This is a genomic window from Veillonella parvula, from assembly GCF_018378075.1.
GTDB classification, from domain to species: domain Bacteria; phylum Bacillota; class Negativicutes; order Veillonellales; family Veillonellaceae; genus Veillonella; species Veillonella parvula_K.
The window spans coordinates 55,568-74,378 of the sequence record NZ_JAGZYE010000005.1 but is presented as its reverse complement, the minus strand read 5'-3'; the positions used below and the strand labels follow the sequence as shown (position 1 = coordinate 74,378).

Here is an 18,811-nt window from a genome sequence, read left to right as displayed (position 1 = left end):
ATTGACCTAGGAGGTCCTATGAAATTTGGTTTACTTGGCCGTACGTTGGGCCATAGCTTTTCCCCACGCATCCACAATGCTTTGGGAAATACTAATTATGAATTATTTGAACGAGAACCGAGCCAACTGCAAGAGTTCTTTGCAGACCAAGAATTACAAGGTATTAATATTACCTTCCCTTACAAGGTTAACGCCCTTGAAGCTTGCGATGTAGTAGACCCTCGCGCAGAACGCATTGGCTGTGTAAACACGATGGTTCGTAAAGACGGCAAATGGCATGGTTACAATACAGATTACGATGGTTTCGTATTTACTCTAGAACACGCTGGTATAAATGTATCCGGTAAAGAATGTATTATCCTTGGCGATGGTGCCTCCTCTGCTACGGTTCACGTAGCTCTTGAAGACCTAGGTGCTAAGAGCATCACGCATCTATCCCGTAAAACGGCTCCGCTCTATACTGATGCGCCTAATTACTATGAAACAGCACAGATTATTATTAACTGCACGCCTATCGGTATGTATCCGCATAATCCAGCTAACCTCATAGATATTATGCAATTTTCTAAATTAGAGGGCGTTGTAGATCTCATCTACAATCCGCGCCGTACAGTTTTGCTTTTACAAGCAGAAATGATGGATATTCCGTACTGTGATGGTCTACCTTTCCTCGTGGCACAAGGTGTTGAGGCGGCTAATCATTTTCAAGGTGAAAGCTTTGGTACCAAAGAGATAGAACAAATCTTGCGAGATATGCGCCGTGAAAAGGAAAATATCATCCTCATCGGTATGCCTGGTGTTGGGAAAACAACAGTGGGCAGAGCAATCGGTAAAGAGATGGGCCGTACTTGGCTTGATGTGGATCACGAGCTAGAAAAAGAAATTGGCAATGTTTCTACCTATATTACAGAACAAGGGGAGGCTACGTTCCGTGAAAAAGAGGCAGAAATGATTGCAAAATTAGGCACTCAAACAGGCCTTGTCATCTCCACTGGTGGCGGCTGCGTAACAGTACCTAAAAACTATGCACACCTGCGCCAAAATGGCCGTATTTACCAATTAACACAACCTGTAGAAAAACTATCTACTTCAGGTCGTGTTCTATCTAGTGGCGGCATAGGACGTTTACGTGAACTCGAAGAAACTCGCACTCCAATGTATGAAAGCTTTGCACAATGCATCGTGGAACATAATCGCAATGCACCAGAAACGGTGGCGGCTATTCTCGAAGACTTTGAATCAAACTTATTGTAAGAGTTTATATAACTGTATTTATAAGATTGTTTCCTCTATATAAGTAAGGGCTTCTACATCTTTAGAAGTAAGAGCATTTACATCTGTATTTCTATATAAAGTCATTAATAATAACATATATATTTTTTATATCCGCCCTTCAAAAATGAATATACTACAAGAAATACAAAACATATAAAAAAGTCGGCTCTCGCCGACTTTTTTAATGCACTTTTACCCGTTTATGCTGTTGTTCATCGAATACGCCATCTACATCGATGGTATCTAGAATTCGTTTTAAAGCATGTACATCGATTTGCCCTGGTGCCGATGCTTTACCAGCAGAGGCAAAGGTCATGGCATTTCCAAATAGAGCTCCTGCAGTGCGTGTAACAGCACCTAGTTCTCCCATTGCCATCGTAATAATTGGATCCGAAGGATATAAAGCTTTCACTTCAGCCGTTGCTTCAAGTAGCGTTAATACATCACCAGTTGTGTGAGGCATAACGGCAATCTTTGGCACATCGGCCAAGAACTCTTTCATTTGAATAAGTCGATTTACAATGACTTCACGACTCGGTGTACAGTGGAAATCATGGTTGCTCATGATAATAGTGATTCCATGAATCTTAGCAAACTCTATCGTTTTAAGCATTCTATCTTGATCAAAAAACAGCTCAATATCGATAGCATCCACCAATCCTGTAGGAATCAAACGTTCTAGCATTGTAAAGTAATCTTGTGTAGAAATCGTTCTTTCCCCACCTTCACCTTTTGTGCGCCATGTAAAGAGCAATCCACGACCTTTCAGTTGTGGCTTGATGAGCATTAATAGTTCAATAATAGCATCAATGGAGTGGGCCCGCTCGAAATAGTCAATGCGTAGCTCTACTATGTGACACGGTGTATTACATGCTACTGCGGTGGCATCCAGAATCTCTTTCATTGTTGTGCCCACAATAGGCACGCATATTTTTGTACCCTTTTCTCCGAGTACAGTATGACCGATACGGACCATAATAACTCCTTTCTGTCCCACACGGTGAGACTAGTGACTTACCTTAAACTAACTATATACCAATATTTTTGTAAAAGCAATCAATCGGCCCATATTGGATTGCTATTCACTAAAAACGTATGAAAGCCTACTATTATGCACTAAAACAGTATTCTTAGATTAACGATTAACATCACTTTTTCTTATACCCTAGATTAAGACCTCTTACCAATAAACGGTCTGTATCTGAAAGCCTCGTATTATAAAAATAGCCTAAAAAAGTAAAAGCTCCTTACCAATATATATTAGTAAGGAGCTTGTTAGACTCTAATTCACACACTATATTTATCATGTTGTACGGATAGTTTCCGTGATTGGAATCCCATATAGAGTAATAACAAACCTGTAATACTAAATACATAGGATATCCCAATGTAGGTAGATACAATACTTGCGAACACAGGCCCTACCATAGAACCGAATTGTTGGGCCGTCGTCGTCATACCAAACATGCGACCTCTAAAGCCTGGTTCTGTATTAAGAGTTACGGCTGCACTCAAAGATGGGTTGATGCCCACAATACAAGAACCAATTAATACTTGTAGTACACCAAACCACCAAATACCTACTGGTAAGCTTTGAAGTAAGAGAACAACACCACTACCAAGCATACAGTAGGAAATGGTTCTAAAGTACCCACGACGCTCACCGAGGCGCACCCATATATTGGTCGTTAAGGAACCGGCTAAACCACCGATACTGAGGATTGTACCTGAAATGATGGCTGCCCCTTCCATAGTGCCTTGCATATCACCTACATAAAGCGCCAAAATAGGCTGTAGCATCATGATGACACATTGCATAAAGAAGTAAATCCATAAAAGTCTTACTAATACAGGTTGTTCTTGAACCGACTTAAAATCTTCTCGCAAGGATGTAGCTTTTACCGGCTGTTTGGACTGCTCCTTAGAAGTTGTATTTTCAACTTCTAGTTTTGGTTCTTTTACAAGAAACAATACCGCTAAAGTAGCAATGAATACGGCTATACCAGATATATAAAATACAGGGCGCATACCTACAACACTTTCAACGGCACCGCCCAAAAATGGACCGACGACATTACCTAAAATTAGACCTGTTTGGAATATGCCGAGGGCACGGCCCACCTGTTTCTCATCCACACTGAGGGAAACCATGGTCATCGCTGCAGGATAGAAACCATTAGCGAACCCAACTAAAGCACGCCCCATTAACAATTGATACTGATCCGTTACCATGCCGATGAGAACATAACTGACAGCAATGGCAAAACCAGCGCGCAAAGCCATCCGCTTTTTCCCTTTATTATCTGCAATTTTGCCCCAAATCGGCGCCATAATGCCAGCGATTAGGAATGTAATACCAAAGACGAGACCAGACCAAAGTGCCACATCATCCTTTGGAACACCGAGTTCCAATAAATATATTGGCAAAAAAGGAATTATCATTGTATAACATATGGCTAGCACCGTCATACTAGTTGTGATAATCCACACGTTGCGCATGCCACCTCGAGCATCATATACACTTGTACTCATGGTACCCTCCCTTCCGCATAAAATCGTTTAGATAAACTAATATACACATAAATCACTTTTAATTACAGTTCCATTTAAATTACGATTCTACTTAGATTTCAATCTATGTTACTATTCATAAGATGTTATTACATTTTAATTTCATATATAAAGAAGAGCCGCATACGAAACGCGACTCTTTCCATAAAAAATACCTAAAATATAGGTATACAATGTAGTAATCCTCAAAGATCATTCAAACTAAAGTTTTCGGACTATCAATTATTCCGTAGGAAATTTATGATCCATTACATCTTGCAAGGAAACATGTTCCATAACATGTCGGAACTCATCTTGTAAATACTGCCACAATGGAGCTGTCAAGCAGTCATTAAACATAGGACACGGTTCTACATCATCTTCTAAACAAGACACGAGAGCAATGGAGTCCTCTGCGGCATATAAAATTTCATATACATTGTATTCAGCCGGAGATTTCACCAAACGATATCCTCCATATTTACCACGTCCACTTTTAACAAGGCCCGCAGAGGATAGACGAGATACAATCCCCTCTAAATATTTATCGGAAAATCCTTGGCGTTCTGCAATCTCACGAATCGGTACATTTTTTTCTACCCCGTGTTCTGCAATATCCGCCAATATCCGTAAGGCATAACGCCCCTTTGTAGATATTTTCATAAGTTAACCTCTATATCATTCATAATATATTAATAGTATATCACAAATTCATACAAAAAATGGTGGGAAATATGATACACTATACATATATCGAAATATCTTTATTTAGGTATGATTTTAATTTCATATAGGGAGGATTTTATCTAATGTTAGATAAATTATTTCAACTCAGTGAGCGTGGCACAACCGTTAAAACAGAAATTTTAGCAGGTATCACTACGTTTATCACGATGGCGTACATCCTATTCTTGGCGCCAAACATTCTTAGTCTTGCAGGCATGGATAAGGATGCGGTCCTCATTGCCACAGCCTTAGGTGGAGGTCTTGTGACGATTGCTATGGGTTTATTCGTAAACTACCCAATTGCTCTCGCTCCAGGGGTTGGCCTCTTGGCATTTTACTCCTTTACCGTAGTTCTCGGTATGGGCGTATCTTGGCAAACAGCATTAGGTGCGGTATTCATTTCAGGTCTCGTTTTCCTCGTATTAACATTGACATCAATACGACAAATGATCGTTGAAGGTATCCCAGCCTCCATGAAAATTGCCATTACCGTTGGTATTGGTCTTTTCATTTCTATCATCGGTTTGAAGTTATCCGGCTTGATGGCCATCTCCATTAGTTTGTCTCCAAACTCCTTAGGTCAGGTTGTACAGACACATGGTAATTTAGTCCCTCCAGCATCTGAGGCACTCTTAACGCTTGGTAATTTGCACAGTGGTGAAACATTGTTAGCACTATTCAGCCTCATCTTTACAGCTTTATTGATGGCTCGCAAAATTCAAGGTTCCCTCTTGATTGGCGTTTTAGTAACAACAATCATCTCCTATGCGACAGGCCTTTCCACAATGCCTGAGAACTTCACCGTATTGGCTATTCCTGATTTCTCCAAAGCAGCATTCCTGCAATTAGATATTCCTGGTGCGCTTCACATGGGCTTAATTACGATTATCTTCTCCTTCACCTTCGTAGAATTGTTCGACTCGATGGGTACTTTGATTGGTACTGCTACAGAGGCGAAAATTGCAGATCCTAAATCTGGTAAATTCCCGGGTCTTGGTAAAGCCATGACCGTAGATGCTATCGGTGTTAGTGCCGGTGCATTGCTCGGTACTTCTACAATTACGGCTTTCGTTGAAAGTGCGGCAGGTGTAGGGGCTGGTGGCCGTACAGGTTTAACAGCTGTCACAACAGGCGTACTTTTCTTAATTTGCTTATTCTTGGCTCCATTGGTATCCTTGGTTCCAAATGCAGCCACATCTCCTGTTCTTATCATCGTAGGTGCCCTCATGTTAGGTGCCATTCGCAATATTGACTTCGATGATTGGACAGAAGGCTTCCCTGCATTCCTCGTTATCGTATTAATGCCGTTCACATATAGCATCGCTAACGGTATCTCTGCAGGTCTTATTGCATACCCTCTACTCAAAATTATTGCGGGCCGTGCAAAAGAAGTTAACTGGATTATGTACGTATTGGCGGTACTCGTTATCATCCGTTACGTATTCTTCTAATTAACATATACCCATAATGATGCTATTAGTGAAAGCTACTTTATATTCGATAGCTATAAAATCACTAATACCTAAAAGCAAAATATATATAAATTACATACACTAAAAGAACCTATCTCCAAAGATATTACTCTAATATCTAGGAAATAGGTTCTTTTTATTATGTACTCTTTTACTAAATGCTAACGTCGTATGGCATTACCGAATCGTACTATAGAGTCTTATTAGGGTTTAGTATTAACGAATCGTTTTTACACCGATTAAGTCTGTACGACTTGAATCAATATTTTTTAATGGTACTACATGTTCTTTATAAAACTCTGCTTCAGATGCTTTCACAGGCACTTGAAAGAACAAGAAATATGCCATGTTATCCTTGCTCCACGTAATACTGCGAACTAAGCTCTTATCTAAATTACCTGTATACTGCACATCACCTGTTGGCGTAGAGTCAATCCACTGTACGTCATGGTATTCCGTTGGAACATATTCTTTAGGCCATACAGTATCCTTAGAGTAACTCATGCGGAAGGCCATAACATGATTTACCCAACGGCCGCTATGTTCTTTGTACTCTTTATCTTGCTTCCATTATACAGTTTCTAATACATCATTATCATAAAAATGTGTAGCATAGTATGTATAGCCAAGAGGCAAGTAACTTGGTACAAATACGTCATACGGCATCTTACGAGATGCATCCATTACACCGCTTGGTAAGCCGATGGATTTATTCGTAAGTATAGGCCACTCAGAATTCGTATGTGTGCGCAATGGCAGTCCAATAGATTCAAAATGAGGTCTATCTTGTTCTCCATTTTGTTTAACACTTTGCGCATTATTGCCTTTAACATTTTGCTTATCATTTCGGTCACCACGTAATCTAGTATCATCAGAAGCCACATTACTTAACGACCCTACTGAATCTACAATTTTGCTTACATAGTTTTGGTTTCTTGAGGAAGCAAAGTAAAGCATATTAACTTTGTTATCTTTTTCCCAATAAGCAATTTGAACAGAATCGTTGCTAGAGCCTAAAGTATGTACAGAGATTCCATTAGGGGTAGTAAAGCTAACGGCATCATCAGCATTGTATTTTGTCTTTTCCAAAATAGGCTTTACTACGGTATCGATAGCCCACCCCATACGATACACAATATCTGTATTAGAGAAAGTTAATTTCGGACCATATTCTCCATCATGGCCCGTTTCCGTATATACGATTTCTAATACGTCATGATCCCTTGACTTTACATCGCGTACTGCATAGTCTTCAGGCATATAAGATGGAATTTGTAAATCATATCCAAAATAATTTGTACTTGCGTCAACATTAAGCTGTACTATATCACCATTATCAACTTGATCATACCACCGATAACGATTCATTAGCTCTTTATTCTTTTCCACTGTATCGATGGTAACAGTATTTCCATTTTCATCCACTAAAGGGGATAACGCACTAACTGGTTGTACTCCAAAGCTACTTACCACAGCAGCTAGTATTCCCATGGCTAATAATGATTTTGTTATTTTCAATCTCATAATTTCTTCTCTCTAAATTTAGATATTTCATAAGTATATATTACCGAGGTAATCACTTATCTATTACATTTTTAACTCAGATCACTGACTTTTAATAGTGCTACGTAATCTTAATAAAACACGCCAGTCTTTGCTTTCATAGGACTACATGTTCCTGTTTTATTTCTTCAATAGTTTTAGGTTTAATCGGTTTCATCGGATAGTTACCAACTAGTTCATAACGAGAGCTATCAATACTTTTCAACGGTACCACATGGTCCTTATAGAATTCCGCATCAGCCTCTTTCACCTGTTCTAAGAAGAATAGGGAATAAGCCATATTATCCTTCGCCCACGTAATGCTGCGAACCATATGCGTTTCAGGATTACCGGTATAATAAACCTCACTAGAATCACCTGATTTAGACCATTCAAGATCGCCGTATTCAGATGGAACATATGGTGTATCTCTTACAGTATCCAAGGAATATCCCATTCTATAGGCCATAATACTATCTATATATTTTTTCCCATCCCGATAGATAGTCACACCTTTTTTGTAATATACAACCTCTAATACATCATTTCGATCTTGACGCGCTGTATAGAGCTGATAACCATAAGGTATATAGCTAGGCGCCTTGACCTCATACGGCAGTTGCTGTGCAGTTTCTACTATTCCTTTCCAATTACGAGCCCCTTCTTGCGTTTTCATAGGCCACTCTAATAAAGTCTTTCTTGGTAATGCTTTGATTGCTGAATCAGGATGAACTCTAGGCATATCAAATGTAACGGCAGCGGAAACACCAACATTATCGGTAGATATTGAATCATTAACAACATCAGCTGAAACATATCCTGCACACAATAATCCTACAGCCATAGCAGACAAAACGGACTTAAATAGAAGCTTCTTCATGATCTCTCCTTTTATAAAAAATTGATATATACTTTACACATATAATGATATATTTTCTTATTTATATCAAAAACATGCTGCCGATTCTGTTGCCCTAGCTACTTCATAAAACTTTTATCTTTCCTATTGTGAAAGTATAGTTATGAGCCATTAGCTGCTTTAATTCTAACTAGTTATACATAATAAAACATCCTACTAAACGCTATATTACAATAGAGTTCAATAGGATGTTTTGTTATTATTTAGTTAATGGAGGCATAATAATATCTTGTTCAAGCTGTCTTCGTCTCTTTGCGGTATAGTCTACAACTTTAATTTGAACGACGCCCACAGAGTTTACCATAGCATCGGTAAAGGTAAATTCTCGACTAGTCTGATGCTTCATTAATACTTGTAAACCATGATCCTTTTCATCAACACGCTCTAAGTAGGTAGCCTCTCCTCGGCCCATCACACTAGAATAAACTGAGCTATATTTACAAGGAATATCTCCACCTGATACGAGGGCCTCATCATTACCGTCAATTTCGATAAATACATGGGGGTTCACTTTAATCAAATTAAACTTCTTCCCCTCATGATAGCCATGTACATAGATGTAGAGTATATCATCTACAATTTCATAACCGAAATGTAAAGGTACCACGTAAGGATAATCACCATCCATCATACCTAAGTGAATGATGCGAGTGCTACTTAAAATGCCCTTAATTTCATCTATATTTGTAACCATACGATCTTGACGTCTCATAATAGCCTCCACAAGAATCGGAAAATTAATACACCTTACTCTTCATGTAATCTGCCAAGAAGATGTTTAAATTGAGCCTCATCACTATTCAGCTTTCCGAAAAAGATTTCATCAATCTCTTCAACTAATGGGACTGCCTTTTGTAATATTGCACCGCCCTCTTCATTTAAAAGAACAGCTTTCGCACGTGTATCTCTAGAGTGCTCTTTTCGCTCTACAAAACCACGTTTTTCCAATAAGCTCAATATTTGAGATACCGTCATAACATCTATCCCTGAAAGTTTTGAAATCATAACTTGTGTAACTTCGTTATCATGTTGTGATAGATAAGAAAGAGACGCTAAAACAACAAATTGAGGATGTGTTAAGTTCAACTCTTTTAACGCTTGTTTTATAGTAAAATGCCATTTATTGTACACCCTCATGAACAATAATCCTGTTGATTTTTCTGAATTGTCTTTATATTTTGATGTAAACAAACAGCAATCACCTTATCTTTCTAAACAATTTTTTAGAATAAATATAGATTGAGGAACATCCGAAAAAACTTGACTTAAAAATTCCAAATGTTGCTTATCTTCACTTTCTAAACTTACAGTATGTTTTACATTTACACTTCCGTCATGATTATCAATTATTTGATGTCCGAAAAGAATAGCACCAAATGGAGTTTCAGTCTTATCCCAAAACTCTTCAAAAGGTTTTACAAGAGTAAGTTGATATTCCATAGGTGGTATACCTTCAAGCTCCATTGTACCACATGAACCGGTCTCAAATTTACCGTTTAATGTAATATTTTTTAGATCCTCTTCCCAGTCATACCATTTTTCGATATTCGCATAGTACGCCCACACAGCTTCTTTTGTTGCTTTTATTTTCAAACTAAAACTAAATTCCATTTTATATCCTCCTTTTATTATAAGTGTACTTATTATAAATTATTTTATATTATTCGTCAATAAACTTCATAAAAAAAGAATATTCTTTGCTTTTATCAATATAAGGATATACTCTATCAGAAAATCATATCATCTTTTGTCTACTGTAAAAATACATTTGACTTTTTAGAATAGATACTGTATTATAAAAAAATAGTTTTAAAGATTCTATAGATTATGAAAGTTATGGTTATCCATGGCTTTTTATGTTTATAGATAGTTTGTAGAAAAGAGGTCTTTATTATGTCTGATACGCATCAGTTAAAACGGGGTCTTAAGAACCGGCATGTACAGCTGCTCGCCATCGGCGGTGCTATTGGTACAGGCCTATTCTTAGGCTCCGGTCGCGCCATTCACTTGGCTGGTCCATCCATCATATTCGCCTACCTAATAACAGGTGTTATGTGCTTCTTTATTATGAGAGCACTAGGCGAATTACTGTTATCTAACCTAAACCACCACTCTTTTATCGACTTTGTAGAAGATTACTTAGGGGATCGAGCAGCATTTATCACGGGATGGACATACTGGTTCTGCTGGCTTTCACTAGCCATGGCAGACTTAACGGCCGTAGGCCTCTACATGCAGTACTGGATACCGTGGCTGCCCCAATGGATACCAGCCTTACTTGTTCTAGTCGCCTTGCTGTTAATGAACTTGACAGCTGTAAAATATTTTGGCGAAATGGAATTCTGGTTTGCCTTGATTAAGGTGATCGCTATCATCTCTCTTATCATCATCGGTATCATCATGATTGTTACTGGTTTCACTACAGATGCCGGTGTCGCCGCATTTAGCAATATGTGGAATTACGGAGGATGGTTCCCGAATGGAACGATGGGCTTTATCCTATCATTCCAAATGGTTGTATTTGCTTTCACAGGCATAGAACTCGTAGGTTTAACGGCTGGCGAAACAGAAGATCCTGAAAAGGTTATTCCAATGGCCATAAACAATATCCCATTGCGTATTATTTTATTCTATGTAGGCTCTTTAGCTATCATCATGAGTATTTACCCTTGGACTGCCGTTAACCCTGCTGCGAGTCCATTTGTAGCCGTATTTACCGCCGTTGGTATTACAGCCGCTGCAGGAATCGTAAACTTCGTTGTTCTTACTTCTGCAGCATCCGCTACAAACTCTGGTATCTTCAGTACAGGCCGTATGATTTATGCCTTGGCAAAACGCGGTCACGCTCCGAGTTCGATGCGCCGCTTGACTCACAGCAGTGTGCCATACCAAGCAACGATTTTCTCGGCAGCCGTATTATTGATTACGGTTGTACTCAACTACGTAATGCCTGAAGCAGTATTCGTTATGATTACATCAATCTCTACGTTCTGCTTTATCTTTATTTGGGCCATGATGGTTATTTGCCATCTCAAATATCGCAAAAAAAATCCTGATGTAGTGGCACAGTCTAAATTTAAAATGCCTCTATACCCAGTAATGAATTACGTTATCCTCGCGTTCTTCGTTTTCGTTTTAGCCATTCTAGCCTTAAACGAAGATACGCGAATTGCCCTCTTGTTCACACCAATTTGGTTTATTATTCTTTGGGCCTTCTACTCCATGCTTAACACGGACGATGAAGATGCCCTTGGGGAAGAACTCATCGAAATGGCAGGCGTAAAAGAACTTTACAAAAAACCTAAAAAAGACGATTCCGATGATTACGTAATCTAACAAAAAAGCTCGTGCTATGCACGAGCTTTTCTTTTACTTCATTGACGGGAAGTTTTGTTGTTCATATTGTTGTAGATATGCTGGTAAGTTACTTGTATCTTCATTGTAATTAAAGATAGTCTTAATGCGATAGCCTTCTTGAGTGATTATGATATCAATAGAGGATGGTACTTCTTGACCATTCTGTTGCAAGTGATTAACTAATTCTTGCAAGGCCTCTGTTTGATGTAAAGAACCGGCCATATATTTACCCTTGGATAGACCTGTATTTCTAATGACTTGGCCATTGTATACTTGACCTCTATTATCTTTGTAATAAAAGCGTACAGCATCCTTATCTCCCGTAGGAACAGCTTTAATATAAATGGTCTTCCAATTCTTTTTAATCATCACTTTTGTAGCTTCTGCTAAATTATTAGACAAACGTCGTGTTTCTTTATTTGTTGATTTAGACACACCATTAACCTGTTGAATTTCATCATTCATAGGCATATCAATAGGTGCCACTACTGGATCTTGTTCTACCTTTTTTGCATCTGCAGGCTGAACCGCGAACATACCAACAACCGCCATTACAGCTAATGCGATAAGAGCAATTTTTTTCATTCTATCTCTCCTTAGAGAATTTATCAACACAAATTATAATTTACTAAATTAGTTGCTAAAATCCGTATCCACAATAGCGAATTGTGTATAATCAGGGTAACGTTTTTGCATTTCTGCCTTGATTTTTTCTAATGTACTATGTGGATCTTCTTCGTCAAAGTCAAAGATAATATCGTAGTAGATAACCTTCTTTTCTTCTTGTACGTAGAAGGCATGTACTTGTACTACATGTGTATATAAACTAATAACTTGATCAAGAGCTTTTCTAATTTCAAGTACTTCTACACTTGGTTTGTTTTCAGCATATACACCAACAGTCATATTGATACCAAACTTTTTATAAAGATGAACCGCAATGCCCTTTGTTAATGGGTGAACTTCTGCCATTGTCATCGTATCTGGTACAGAAATATGAACGGAACCAATTGTTTCTCCTGGCCCATAGCTATTTAATACCAAGTCATATACACCACCCACATTCGGATGCTGTGCGATAGTTTCTTTAATATTACGGATTAAATTATCATCTGCTCGAACACCGAGCAAATGGTTATACATTTCACGTAAAATATCATACGCCGCTTTTAAAATCAAAACAGAAATAACAGCGCCCACATAACCTTGAATATCAAAGTTAAAGAAAAATACTAAGCCTGCAGATACCAATGTAGCAAAGGTAATCACCGCATCAAAAAGGGCATCTATACCAGATGCTACGAGCGCATCAGATTTATATTTTTCACCTTGTGCCTTGATATAACGACCCATCACTACTTTCACAACGATGGCAACAGCGATGATAACAAGACCTGGAATATCAAATGTAGATACCTCAGGGTGGATAATTTTATCCACAGATTCCTTAAGGGATCCAATACCTGCACCGAGAATGATGAAAGCTATAGCCATGGTAGTCATATATTCTATACGACCGTGGCCAAATGGATGCTCCTTATCAGCCCCTTTGGCGGCTAATTTCGTACCCACAATAGTTAATACAGAGGACAATACATCTGTTAAGTTATTTACCGCATCAAGGATGATGGCGATGGAATTAGACGCAAAGCCCACAATCATTTTAAAAATAACGAGAACGACATTACCTATAATGCCTTTTATACTGGCAAGCGTAATCCCCCGATTACGTGCTGCACCATTATCTTGTAAAATCATACTACACCTCTTACATTCTGATTTATAGTTTTTAAATTGAACTATATCGATTTACTTATAATCCTATTATAGCTTATCGATTATCATTTGTCATTATTTTTCTTGAAAAATATTTTTAAACTTATTGATTTTACTGAGTTATCAATAATTCTCATTTCTCAATTAGAGTATTTGATGTATTGTGACTTCACAATGTATAGTACAAACCTATTATTAACAAACTAGTATTTTGTATTACGTAACAAGTTAATCAGATCAGATTATGCCATAACCGTAATACGCTCTCCTGTGCGCATGTGTGTAAATACCACCTTTTGAGCGCGTAATTGAAATGGCTGTTCCGTAGGTTGTGCACCGTATAAGGTATCTCCTACAAGAGGGTGCCCTATATGGCTGAAAGCTACTCGAATTTGATGTGTTTTCCCTGTGTACAAACGAACTAAAACCTCAGAATATCCACATTTATTGGACTTATACACAGTTTTGTCCACATTTTGATTACTTTTATCAACATCTCCTAAGTTTATATCCACATTTTTTGCTGCTATATCCACAGAATTTTTAGACTTATTCACAGAGTTATCCACAGCCTGCGAAGAATGTCTACATAGGACGGAAAAATCTGTACGAGTCTCTTTTCCCTTAGGATTCACTTCGTAATGAATCCCATCAGCACTGCGTTCCATAGGAAATACCAAAGAATCTTCATCGGCTTCTACAATGCCTTCCACAGTCGCCATATACCACTTTTCAAAGGTATTATCATCCATTTGCTGTTGATAAATACTTTGTGCTAAACCACTTTTTGCAATCACAATGCAGCCCGTCGTATCTCTGTCGAGACGGTTCAAGAAACGTACCTTTCGCTTGATACCATGTTCTTTAAAATAGTGCGCCACACCATTGGCAAGAGAAACTTGATCTTTAGAGTTTACAGTCACACCACTTGGTTTATCCACAATAAGGAGATCATCATCTTCATACAGAATGCGTAAGTCCATTTCGATAGGGTCATGATCTATTTTTTCCTTCGCCATAGCAATCCAAATCTCGTCGCCTTCAGAGATTGCATCTTTTGGCGTAGCCTTATGACCATTAATATGAATTAATTTCTCTTCAAAAAGTTTAACTAAAGATTTTCGAGGATATCTAGTATCTAACACTTCACCAAGTGAAATATCGCGTACTTCTCCAATATGCTCAGAATCGCGACTTGATATGTCTTGATTGCTACTCGATATATCTCGATTTTTACTTGATATATCTTGACCATTACCTATTAGCTTTTGTCTTGCATTTTTCTTGCTAAGTACAGTTTCTATATCTACAGCTGTCACGGTCCACAGAATATCATCGGGGCGATGTGTTTTTCGCGCCATTAGTATCTCCTTTCTACGAGTTCAGGATCTCGTGGCATATAGTTGAGTAGCGAACTTGGTTGAACTGCCCTACCTCGTATATTCGTCTGTTCAAAGGTAATAGTCAATTCTTGTTTAGGTCGAGTGATGGCCACATAGAACAAGCGCTTTTCTTCATCATCACGACCTTCTGCAAGGGCAAAAGGACTTGGGAACGTACCTTCGTTGAGTCCTGCTAAAAATACATAATCGAACTCACTGCCCTTTGCTTGGTGAATGGTAATGATAGGAATGCGGTCTTCGTTTCGCACCTGTTGTGCAGGCTCGCCCGCCGTAAGGGCCGCCATCTGTAAGATTTGGTTTAATCGAGCCAAACCTACAGGCCCTTCATAAGCCGCATCTAGTTTTTCCATGATGCGATACAAATCGCGTATATGCTCTACTTTAGCCGCTTCTCCATGAGATTTATAGTATTCTAAAACCCCCATTTGGTTCATGATATACGCCAATAATTTCGTTGGCATCTCCGTATAGGCTTTTCTACGCAAGGTCGCCATTTGAGAGGCGATATCCGTAAAAGCTGCCTTATATTTATTTATAGCTACCATGCGACCCGTTGTGGTCGGTACGATTTTTTCTTTCACCGCATAAATTAAAAGCTGTGCAGTGGCTAATATATCGTCCATCGCATTGTGCGTTGGTTCATGGTGTATAGGAAACTTAGACGCAAGGAAACCCAATTTATGATTTGGCAAATTAGGATAGAAACGACGGTAGATATCGAGGGTATCATAAATAGCCTTGAACTCAGGATTGCCTAAGTTATGACGCGCCAATTCATTCGTAAAGATGGTCACATCATAGTTTACATTGTGACCTACAATAATAGCATTCTTGGAAAATTCCTTAAAGGCTTGTAACACTATAGCTGGCTCTTCACCGTGTTCTTGTAAATACGCATCGGAGAAGCCGTGTACCTCTTCGGATTGACCAACAGGTACACCATGGTTTATAAAGCGTTCAAAGGTCTCTAAGACCTGTCCATTTTCATCGATGCGGATAGCTGCAATTTGAATAATGCGATCTTGAGACGTATCTGTGCCGGTGCTCTCCACGTCATAAACAACTACTTCGTGCTGTTCTAATCCACTGACAAGCTTTGCATAAGGCTCCGCTTCAAAAATAGGCATATCCATAAAGTCCGTCAATTTTAAACCCACTTCCCGCGTCTCTGGGCTTTCAATAGCTGCAATACGAGCGTCACCAATCCCTGCAACATAGCGTTTAATAATACGCTTCGCACTGACAGAGTCATTAGGATTCATCAATAATTTGAAGTAGGCCATAATATCTTTAATTTCTTGACGTCTAAAGAATTTGAACTCGTCGATAATCATGAAGTGACGGCGTTCCTCTTCAGGTCGTTCGCCGTTAAGACGTTCAAAAGAATCACTTAGCCGCTGTGCCTTTTTATTATCCCGCACAAGAACGCCGATATTAGCATCCTTTGGCAAGGCACAGATAGCTTCGTAGATATATCGGCCCTCAAGGTAGCTATTTTTACAGCCTTTAATCAGAACTGGCTTGCCCTTGCTTTCACTATTGGCACGAGGCAATTCAGTGTAAATAGACCCAACTAGGTCAGGGAACATATTTTGCAAGGTCTTGAAAGCCGTCGTAAAGAGCGTCCAATTAGAACGATAATTTTCATAGAAGATAATTTTCAAAGGCTTAAAATCCGCATCAAATTGCTTGAGCAAGCGGAACGGATCGGAGCCACGCCATTCGTAAATCGTTTGGAAATAGTCACCACACAAAAGTACGTGATTACCTTCCCATAACATTTCTAGAACTTTGTACTCTAGTACGCCTGTATCTTGCATTTCATCTACAGAGATATAGCTGTAACGGCTGCGCCAGCGCTCACGAACTACAGGGTCTTGAAATAGGCGATGAACACCACAGATGAGATCTGTAAAATCTAGGCCGTGCACGGAAGCTAAGCTTTCATCATACGCAGCAATCCATTCGTGACCATGGTTCAAGAAATCATGGAGTTCACTGTAGAGGACATTGCCAAAGCTAGAGAATTGCTGCTCAATGGCTTCGCGCTGTTCCTTCTGTAAGCGTTCGATTGTCCGCTTGTAATCCCCTACGAGATCATCAGAATAAAAGCCATATAAGGAACGATATTCTTTCACCATAGCGATAACATTAGCAAAGGACATTTCTCGCAATTTACCAGGACGGTATGGTTCAGAGAGTTCCTTGCAGTCTTCTTCGTCAAAGATGGTCACATCCGTGTACAAGGTTTCGTTGCGCTTTCCCTCTTGTTGGAGAATGAAAAAGCAAAAGCTGTGGAATGTACTAACCTCCACAGCCTTTGCAGGACTGCCTACGAGCGATTGAATGCGGTCTTTCATCTCGTTTGCGGCCTTGTTCGTAAAGGTCATACACAAGATATTCTCCGCCTTCGCATAGCCACCCTCGATGAGGTGCGCCACCCGATAAGCAAGTGTATTCGTTTTTCCCGTCCCAGCGGACGCTAACAAGAGGATATTCTGTTCCACTTCATCAATAACGCGTTGTTGTTCACGATTGATAAGCATAAAAACCTCCTGTTATTTAATGCCGTAATATATAGCAGCTAAGACCATAGGAATAGGACCTAAAATTGCTGTTAATGCCCAAATACCCACCCCAATATCCATTGGGATATTAAGTATATAAACGCATACCCAGTAGGTTAAGCCACCAATCACAACATTCATAGCCACCCGTTTAATGGTGAAAAATGCTACTCTGAAAGCAATGTAGGCTACAGCAATGGAAATAACCGCCGATATAATCGGTGATGCTAATAAAGCTCCCATACTACTATCCTTTCATTTCTTGACGGTTCACTACGGCACCGCCTAGCGTTAATTCATCGGCATATTCGATATCGCCACCCACAGGAACACCGCGGGCAATGCGCGTTACCTTGATGCCACTTGGACTTAATAATCTCGCCAAATACAGAGCTGTTGCTTCCCCTTCGACATCTGGGTCTGTCGCGAGGATAACCTCTTGTACAACACCATCGCGAAGGCGTGCAATCAATTCTTTTACGCGAATATCGTCAGCACCGATGCCCTCCATAGGGGACAAAGCGCCTTCCAATACATGATACAAGCCCTTATAATCACCACTGCGCTCGATAGCAATGACATCGCGAGATGTTTCAACAACCATAATCGTCGTTTGATCGCGATTTGGATTGCTACAGAATTCGCAAGGATCTTGAGCTGATAAGTTAAAGCAAATAGAACAGTGACGCGTAGCCCCCTTCGCTTCTACGATGGTTTCCACGAGGCGGTCTACCTCTTCCTTCGGCATTTCTACCAAATGATAAGCCAAGCGTCTAGCCGACTTGGAACCGATGCCAGGCAAGCGGCGTAGCTGTTCTACGAGCCGTTCTAAAGCGTTTGTCATTTAGAATAAACCTGTTGGCAAGTTAAGACCACCAGTTACTTTGCCCATTTCTTGAGCCAAGAGGTCGTCTACTTTTTTGCTAGCTTCGTTTACTGCAGCCATTACTAAATCCTCTAACATTTCCACATCTTCAGGATCAACAGCTGTAGGATTCAATTTCAAAGACTCGATGATTTTTTCACCGTTCATCACAACAGTTACAGCACCGCCACCAACGGAAGCCTCTACAGTACGAGTTTTTAACTCTTCTTGCATTTTCTTCATATCTGCTTGCATTTTTTGAACTTTTTTCATCATGCCAGTCATATTGCCCATACCTTTACCAAACATTGTATTTCCTCCTTTTAGGACATCGTCCTATACTAATATTCTAAGTCCAT

17 protein-coding genes and 1 pseudogene are annotated in these 18,811 nt (G+C 39.4%); 3 read left to right on the top strand and 15 right to left on the bottom strand.

Translation table 11 applies throughout. From position 1 onward, the window contains the following. The first annotated feature begins 18 nt into the window (after positions 1-18). Complete coding sequence (locus tag KH286_RS05885) at positions 19-1,254, top strand: shikimate kinase (RefSeq protein WP_008714852.1); 1,236 nt, start codon at positions 19-21, stop codon at positions 1,252-1,254. Between the two features lie 202 nt (positions 1,255-1,456). Here KH286_RS05885 and aroD read toward each other — a convergent pair whose 3' ends face one another. From aroD to KH286_RS05870, 3 genes are all read right to left on the bottom strand, one after another. After that, positions 1,457-2,251 (bottom strand): type I 3-dehydroquinate dehydratase, encoded by a 795-nt coding sequence (aroD, locus tag KH286_RS05880; protein WP_008714845.1) that lies wholly within the window; start codon positions 2,249-2,251, stop codon positions 1,457-1,459. Between the two features lie 311 nt (positions 2,252-2,562). Then, positions 2,563-3,807, bottom strand: a complete 1,245-nt coding sequence (locus KH286_RS05875; RefSeq protein ID WP_038125678.1) for an MFS transporter — start codon at positions 3,805-3,807, stop codon at positions 2,563-2,565. A gap of 261 nt (positions 3,808-4,068) precedes the next feature. Beyond that, the gene (locus tag KH286_RS05870; RefSeq protein WP_004694942.1) at positions 4,069-4,488 is read right to left on the bottom strand and encodes an RrF2 family transcriptional regulator; all 420 of its coding nucleotides are present in this window, start codon (positions 4,486-4,488) and stop codon (positions 4,069-4,071) included. A 146-nt stretch (positions 4,489-4,634) separates the two neighbouring features. Here KH286_RS05870 and KH286_RS05865 point away from each other — a divergent pair, with 146 nt between their 5' ends. Beyond that, positions 4,635-6,002: an NCS2 family permease gene (locus KH286_RS05865; protein WP_021148589.1), complete on the top strand. Its 1,368-nt coding sequence runs from the start codon at positions 4,635-4,637 to the stop codon at positions 6,000-6,002. 237 nt (positions 6,003-6,239) lie between these two features. On the opposite strand, the pseudogene KH286_RS05855 reads toward KH286_RS05865, so the two are convergent. From KH286_RS05855 to KH286_RS05835, 5 genes and pseudogenes are all read right to left on the bottom strand, one after another. Further along, positions 6,240-7,547 (bottom strand): annotated as a pseudogene (locus KH286_RS05855) (hypothetical protein). A 136-nt stretch (positions 7,548-7,683) separates the two neighbouring features. Next, a complete protein-coding gene (locus tag KH286_RS05850) occupies positions 7,684-8,445 on the bottom strand; it encodes a hypothetical protein (protein WP_004694936.1) in 762 nt (253 codons plus the stop codon). 238 nt (positions 8,446-8,683) lie between these two features. After that, entirely contained in the window at positions 8,684-9,196 is a 513-nt protein-coding gene (locus KH286_RS05845; RefSeq protein WP_278617745.1) for a pyridoxamine 5'-phosphate oxidase family protein, read from the bottom strand. A 35-nt stretch (positions 9,197-9,231) separates the two neighbouring features. Further along, a complete protein-coding gene (locus tag KH286_RS05840; RefSeq protein ID WP_229039606.1) occupies positions 9,232-9,621 on the bottom strand; it encodes a MarR family winged helix-turn-helix transcriptional regulator in 390 nt (129 codons plus the stop codon). A gap of 66 nt (positions 9,622-9,687) precedes the next feature. After that, positions 9,688-10,095, bottom strand: a complete 408-nt coding sequence (locus KH286_RS05835; protein WP_004694930.1) for a polyketide cyclase — start codon at positions 10,093-10,095, stop codon at positions 9,688-9,690. 282 nt (positions 10,096-10,377) lie between these two features. Between KH286_RS05835 and KH286_RS05830 the strand changes: the two genes are divergently transcribed. After that, complete coding sequence (locus tag KH286_RS05830; protein WP_008602276.1) at positions 10,378-11,820, top strand: amino acid permease; 1,443 nt, start codon at positions 10,378-10,380, stop codon at positions 11,818-11,820. 33 nt (positions 11,821-11,853) lie between these two features. Here the strand turns inward: KH286_RS05830 and KH286_RS05825 are convergent, their stop codons facing one another. The 7 genes from KH286_RS05825 to KH286_RS05795 form a co-directional block, all read right to left on the bottom strand. Beyond that, the gene (locus KH286_RS05825) at positions 11,854-12,426 is read right to left on the bottom strand and encodes an immunity protein YezG family protein (RefSeq protein WP_278457294.1); all 573 of its coding nucleotides are present in this window, start codon (positions 12,424-12,426) and stop codon (positions 11,854-11,856) included. Between the two features lie 48 nt (positions 12,427-12,474). Further along, positions 12,475-13,599, bottom strand: a complete 1,125-nt coding sequence (locus KH286_RS05820; protein ID WP_278457296.1) for a cation diffusion facilitator family transporter — start codon at positions 13,597-13,599, stop codon at positions 12,475-12,477. Between the two features lie 260 nt (positions 13,600-13,859). Next, on the bottom strand, positions 13,860-14,978 hold the full coding sequence (locus KH286_RS05815) for an RluA family pseudouridine synthase (protein WP_156697294.1): 1,119 nt from the start codon (positions 14,976-14,978) through the stop codon (positions 13,860-13,862). Beyond that, positions 14,978-17,566 carry a 3'-5' exonuclease gene (locus KH286_RS05810; protein WP_278617744.1) on the bottom strand — a complete coding sequence of 863 codons (2,589 nt, stop codon included), beginning with the start codon at positions 17,564-17,566 and terminating at the stop codon, positions 14,978-14,980. The genes KH286_RS05815 and KH286_RS05810 overlap by 1 nt, the downstream gene beginning before the upstream one ends. A gap of 12 nt (positions 17,567-17,578) precedes the next feature. Continuing rightward, a complete protein-coding gene (locus KH286_RS05805) occupies positions 17,579-17,830 on the bottom strand; it encodes a hypothetical protein (RefSeq protein WP_156697296.1) in 252 nt (83 codons plus the stop codon). A 4-nt stretch (positions 17,831-17,834) separates the two neighbouring features. Next, positions 17,835-18,431: a recombination mediator RecR gene (gene recR, locus KH286_RS05800; RefSeq protein WP_004694915.1), complete on the bottom strand. Its 597-nt coding sequence runs from the start codon at positions 18,429-18,431 to the stop codon at positions 17,835-17,837. Beyond that, complete coding sequence (locus tag KH286_RS05795) at positions 18,432-18,761, bottom strand: YbaB/EbfC family nucleoid-associated protein (RefSeq protein WP_008714816.1); 330 nt, start codon at positions 18,759-18,761, stop codon at positions 18,432-18,434. It lies immediately after the preceding gene. Between the last annotated feature and the right edge of the window lie 50 nt (positions 18,762-18,811).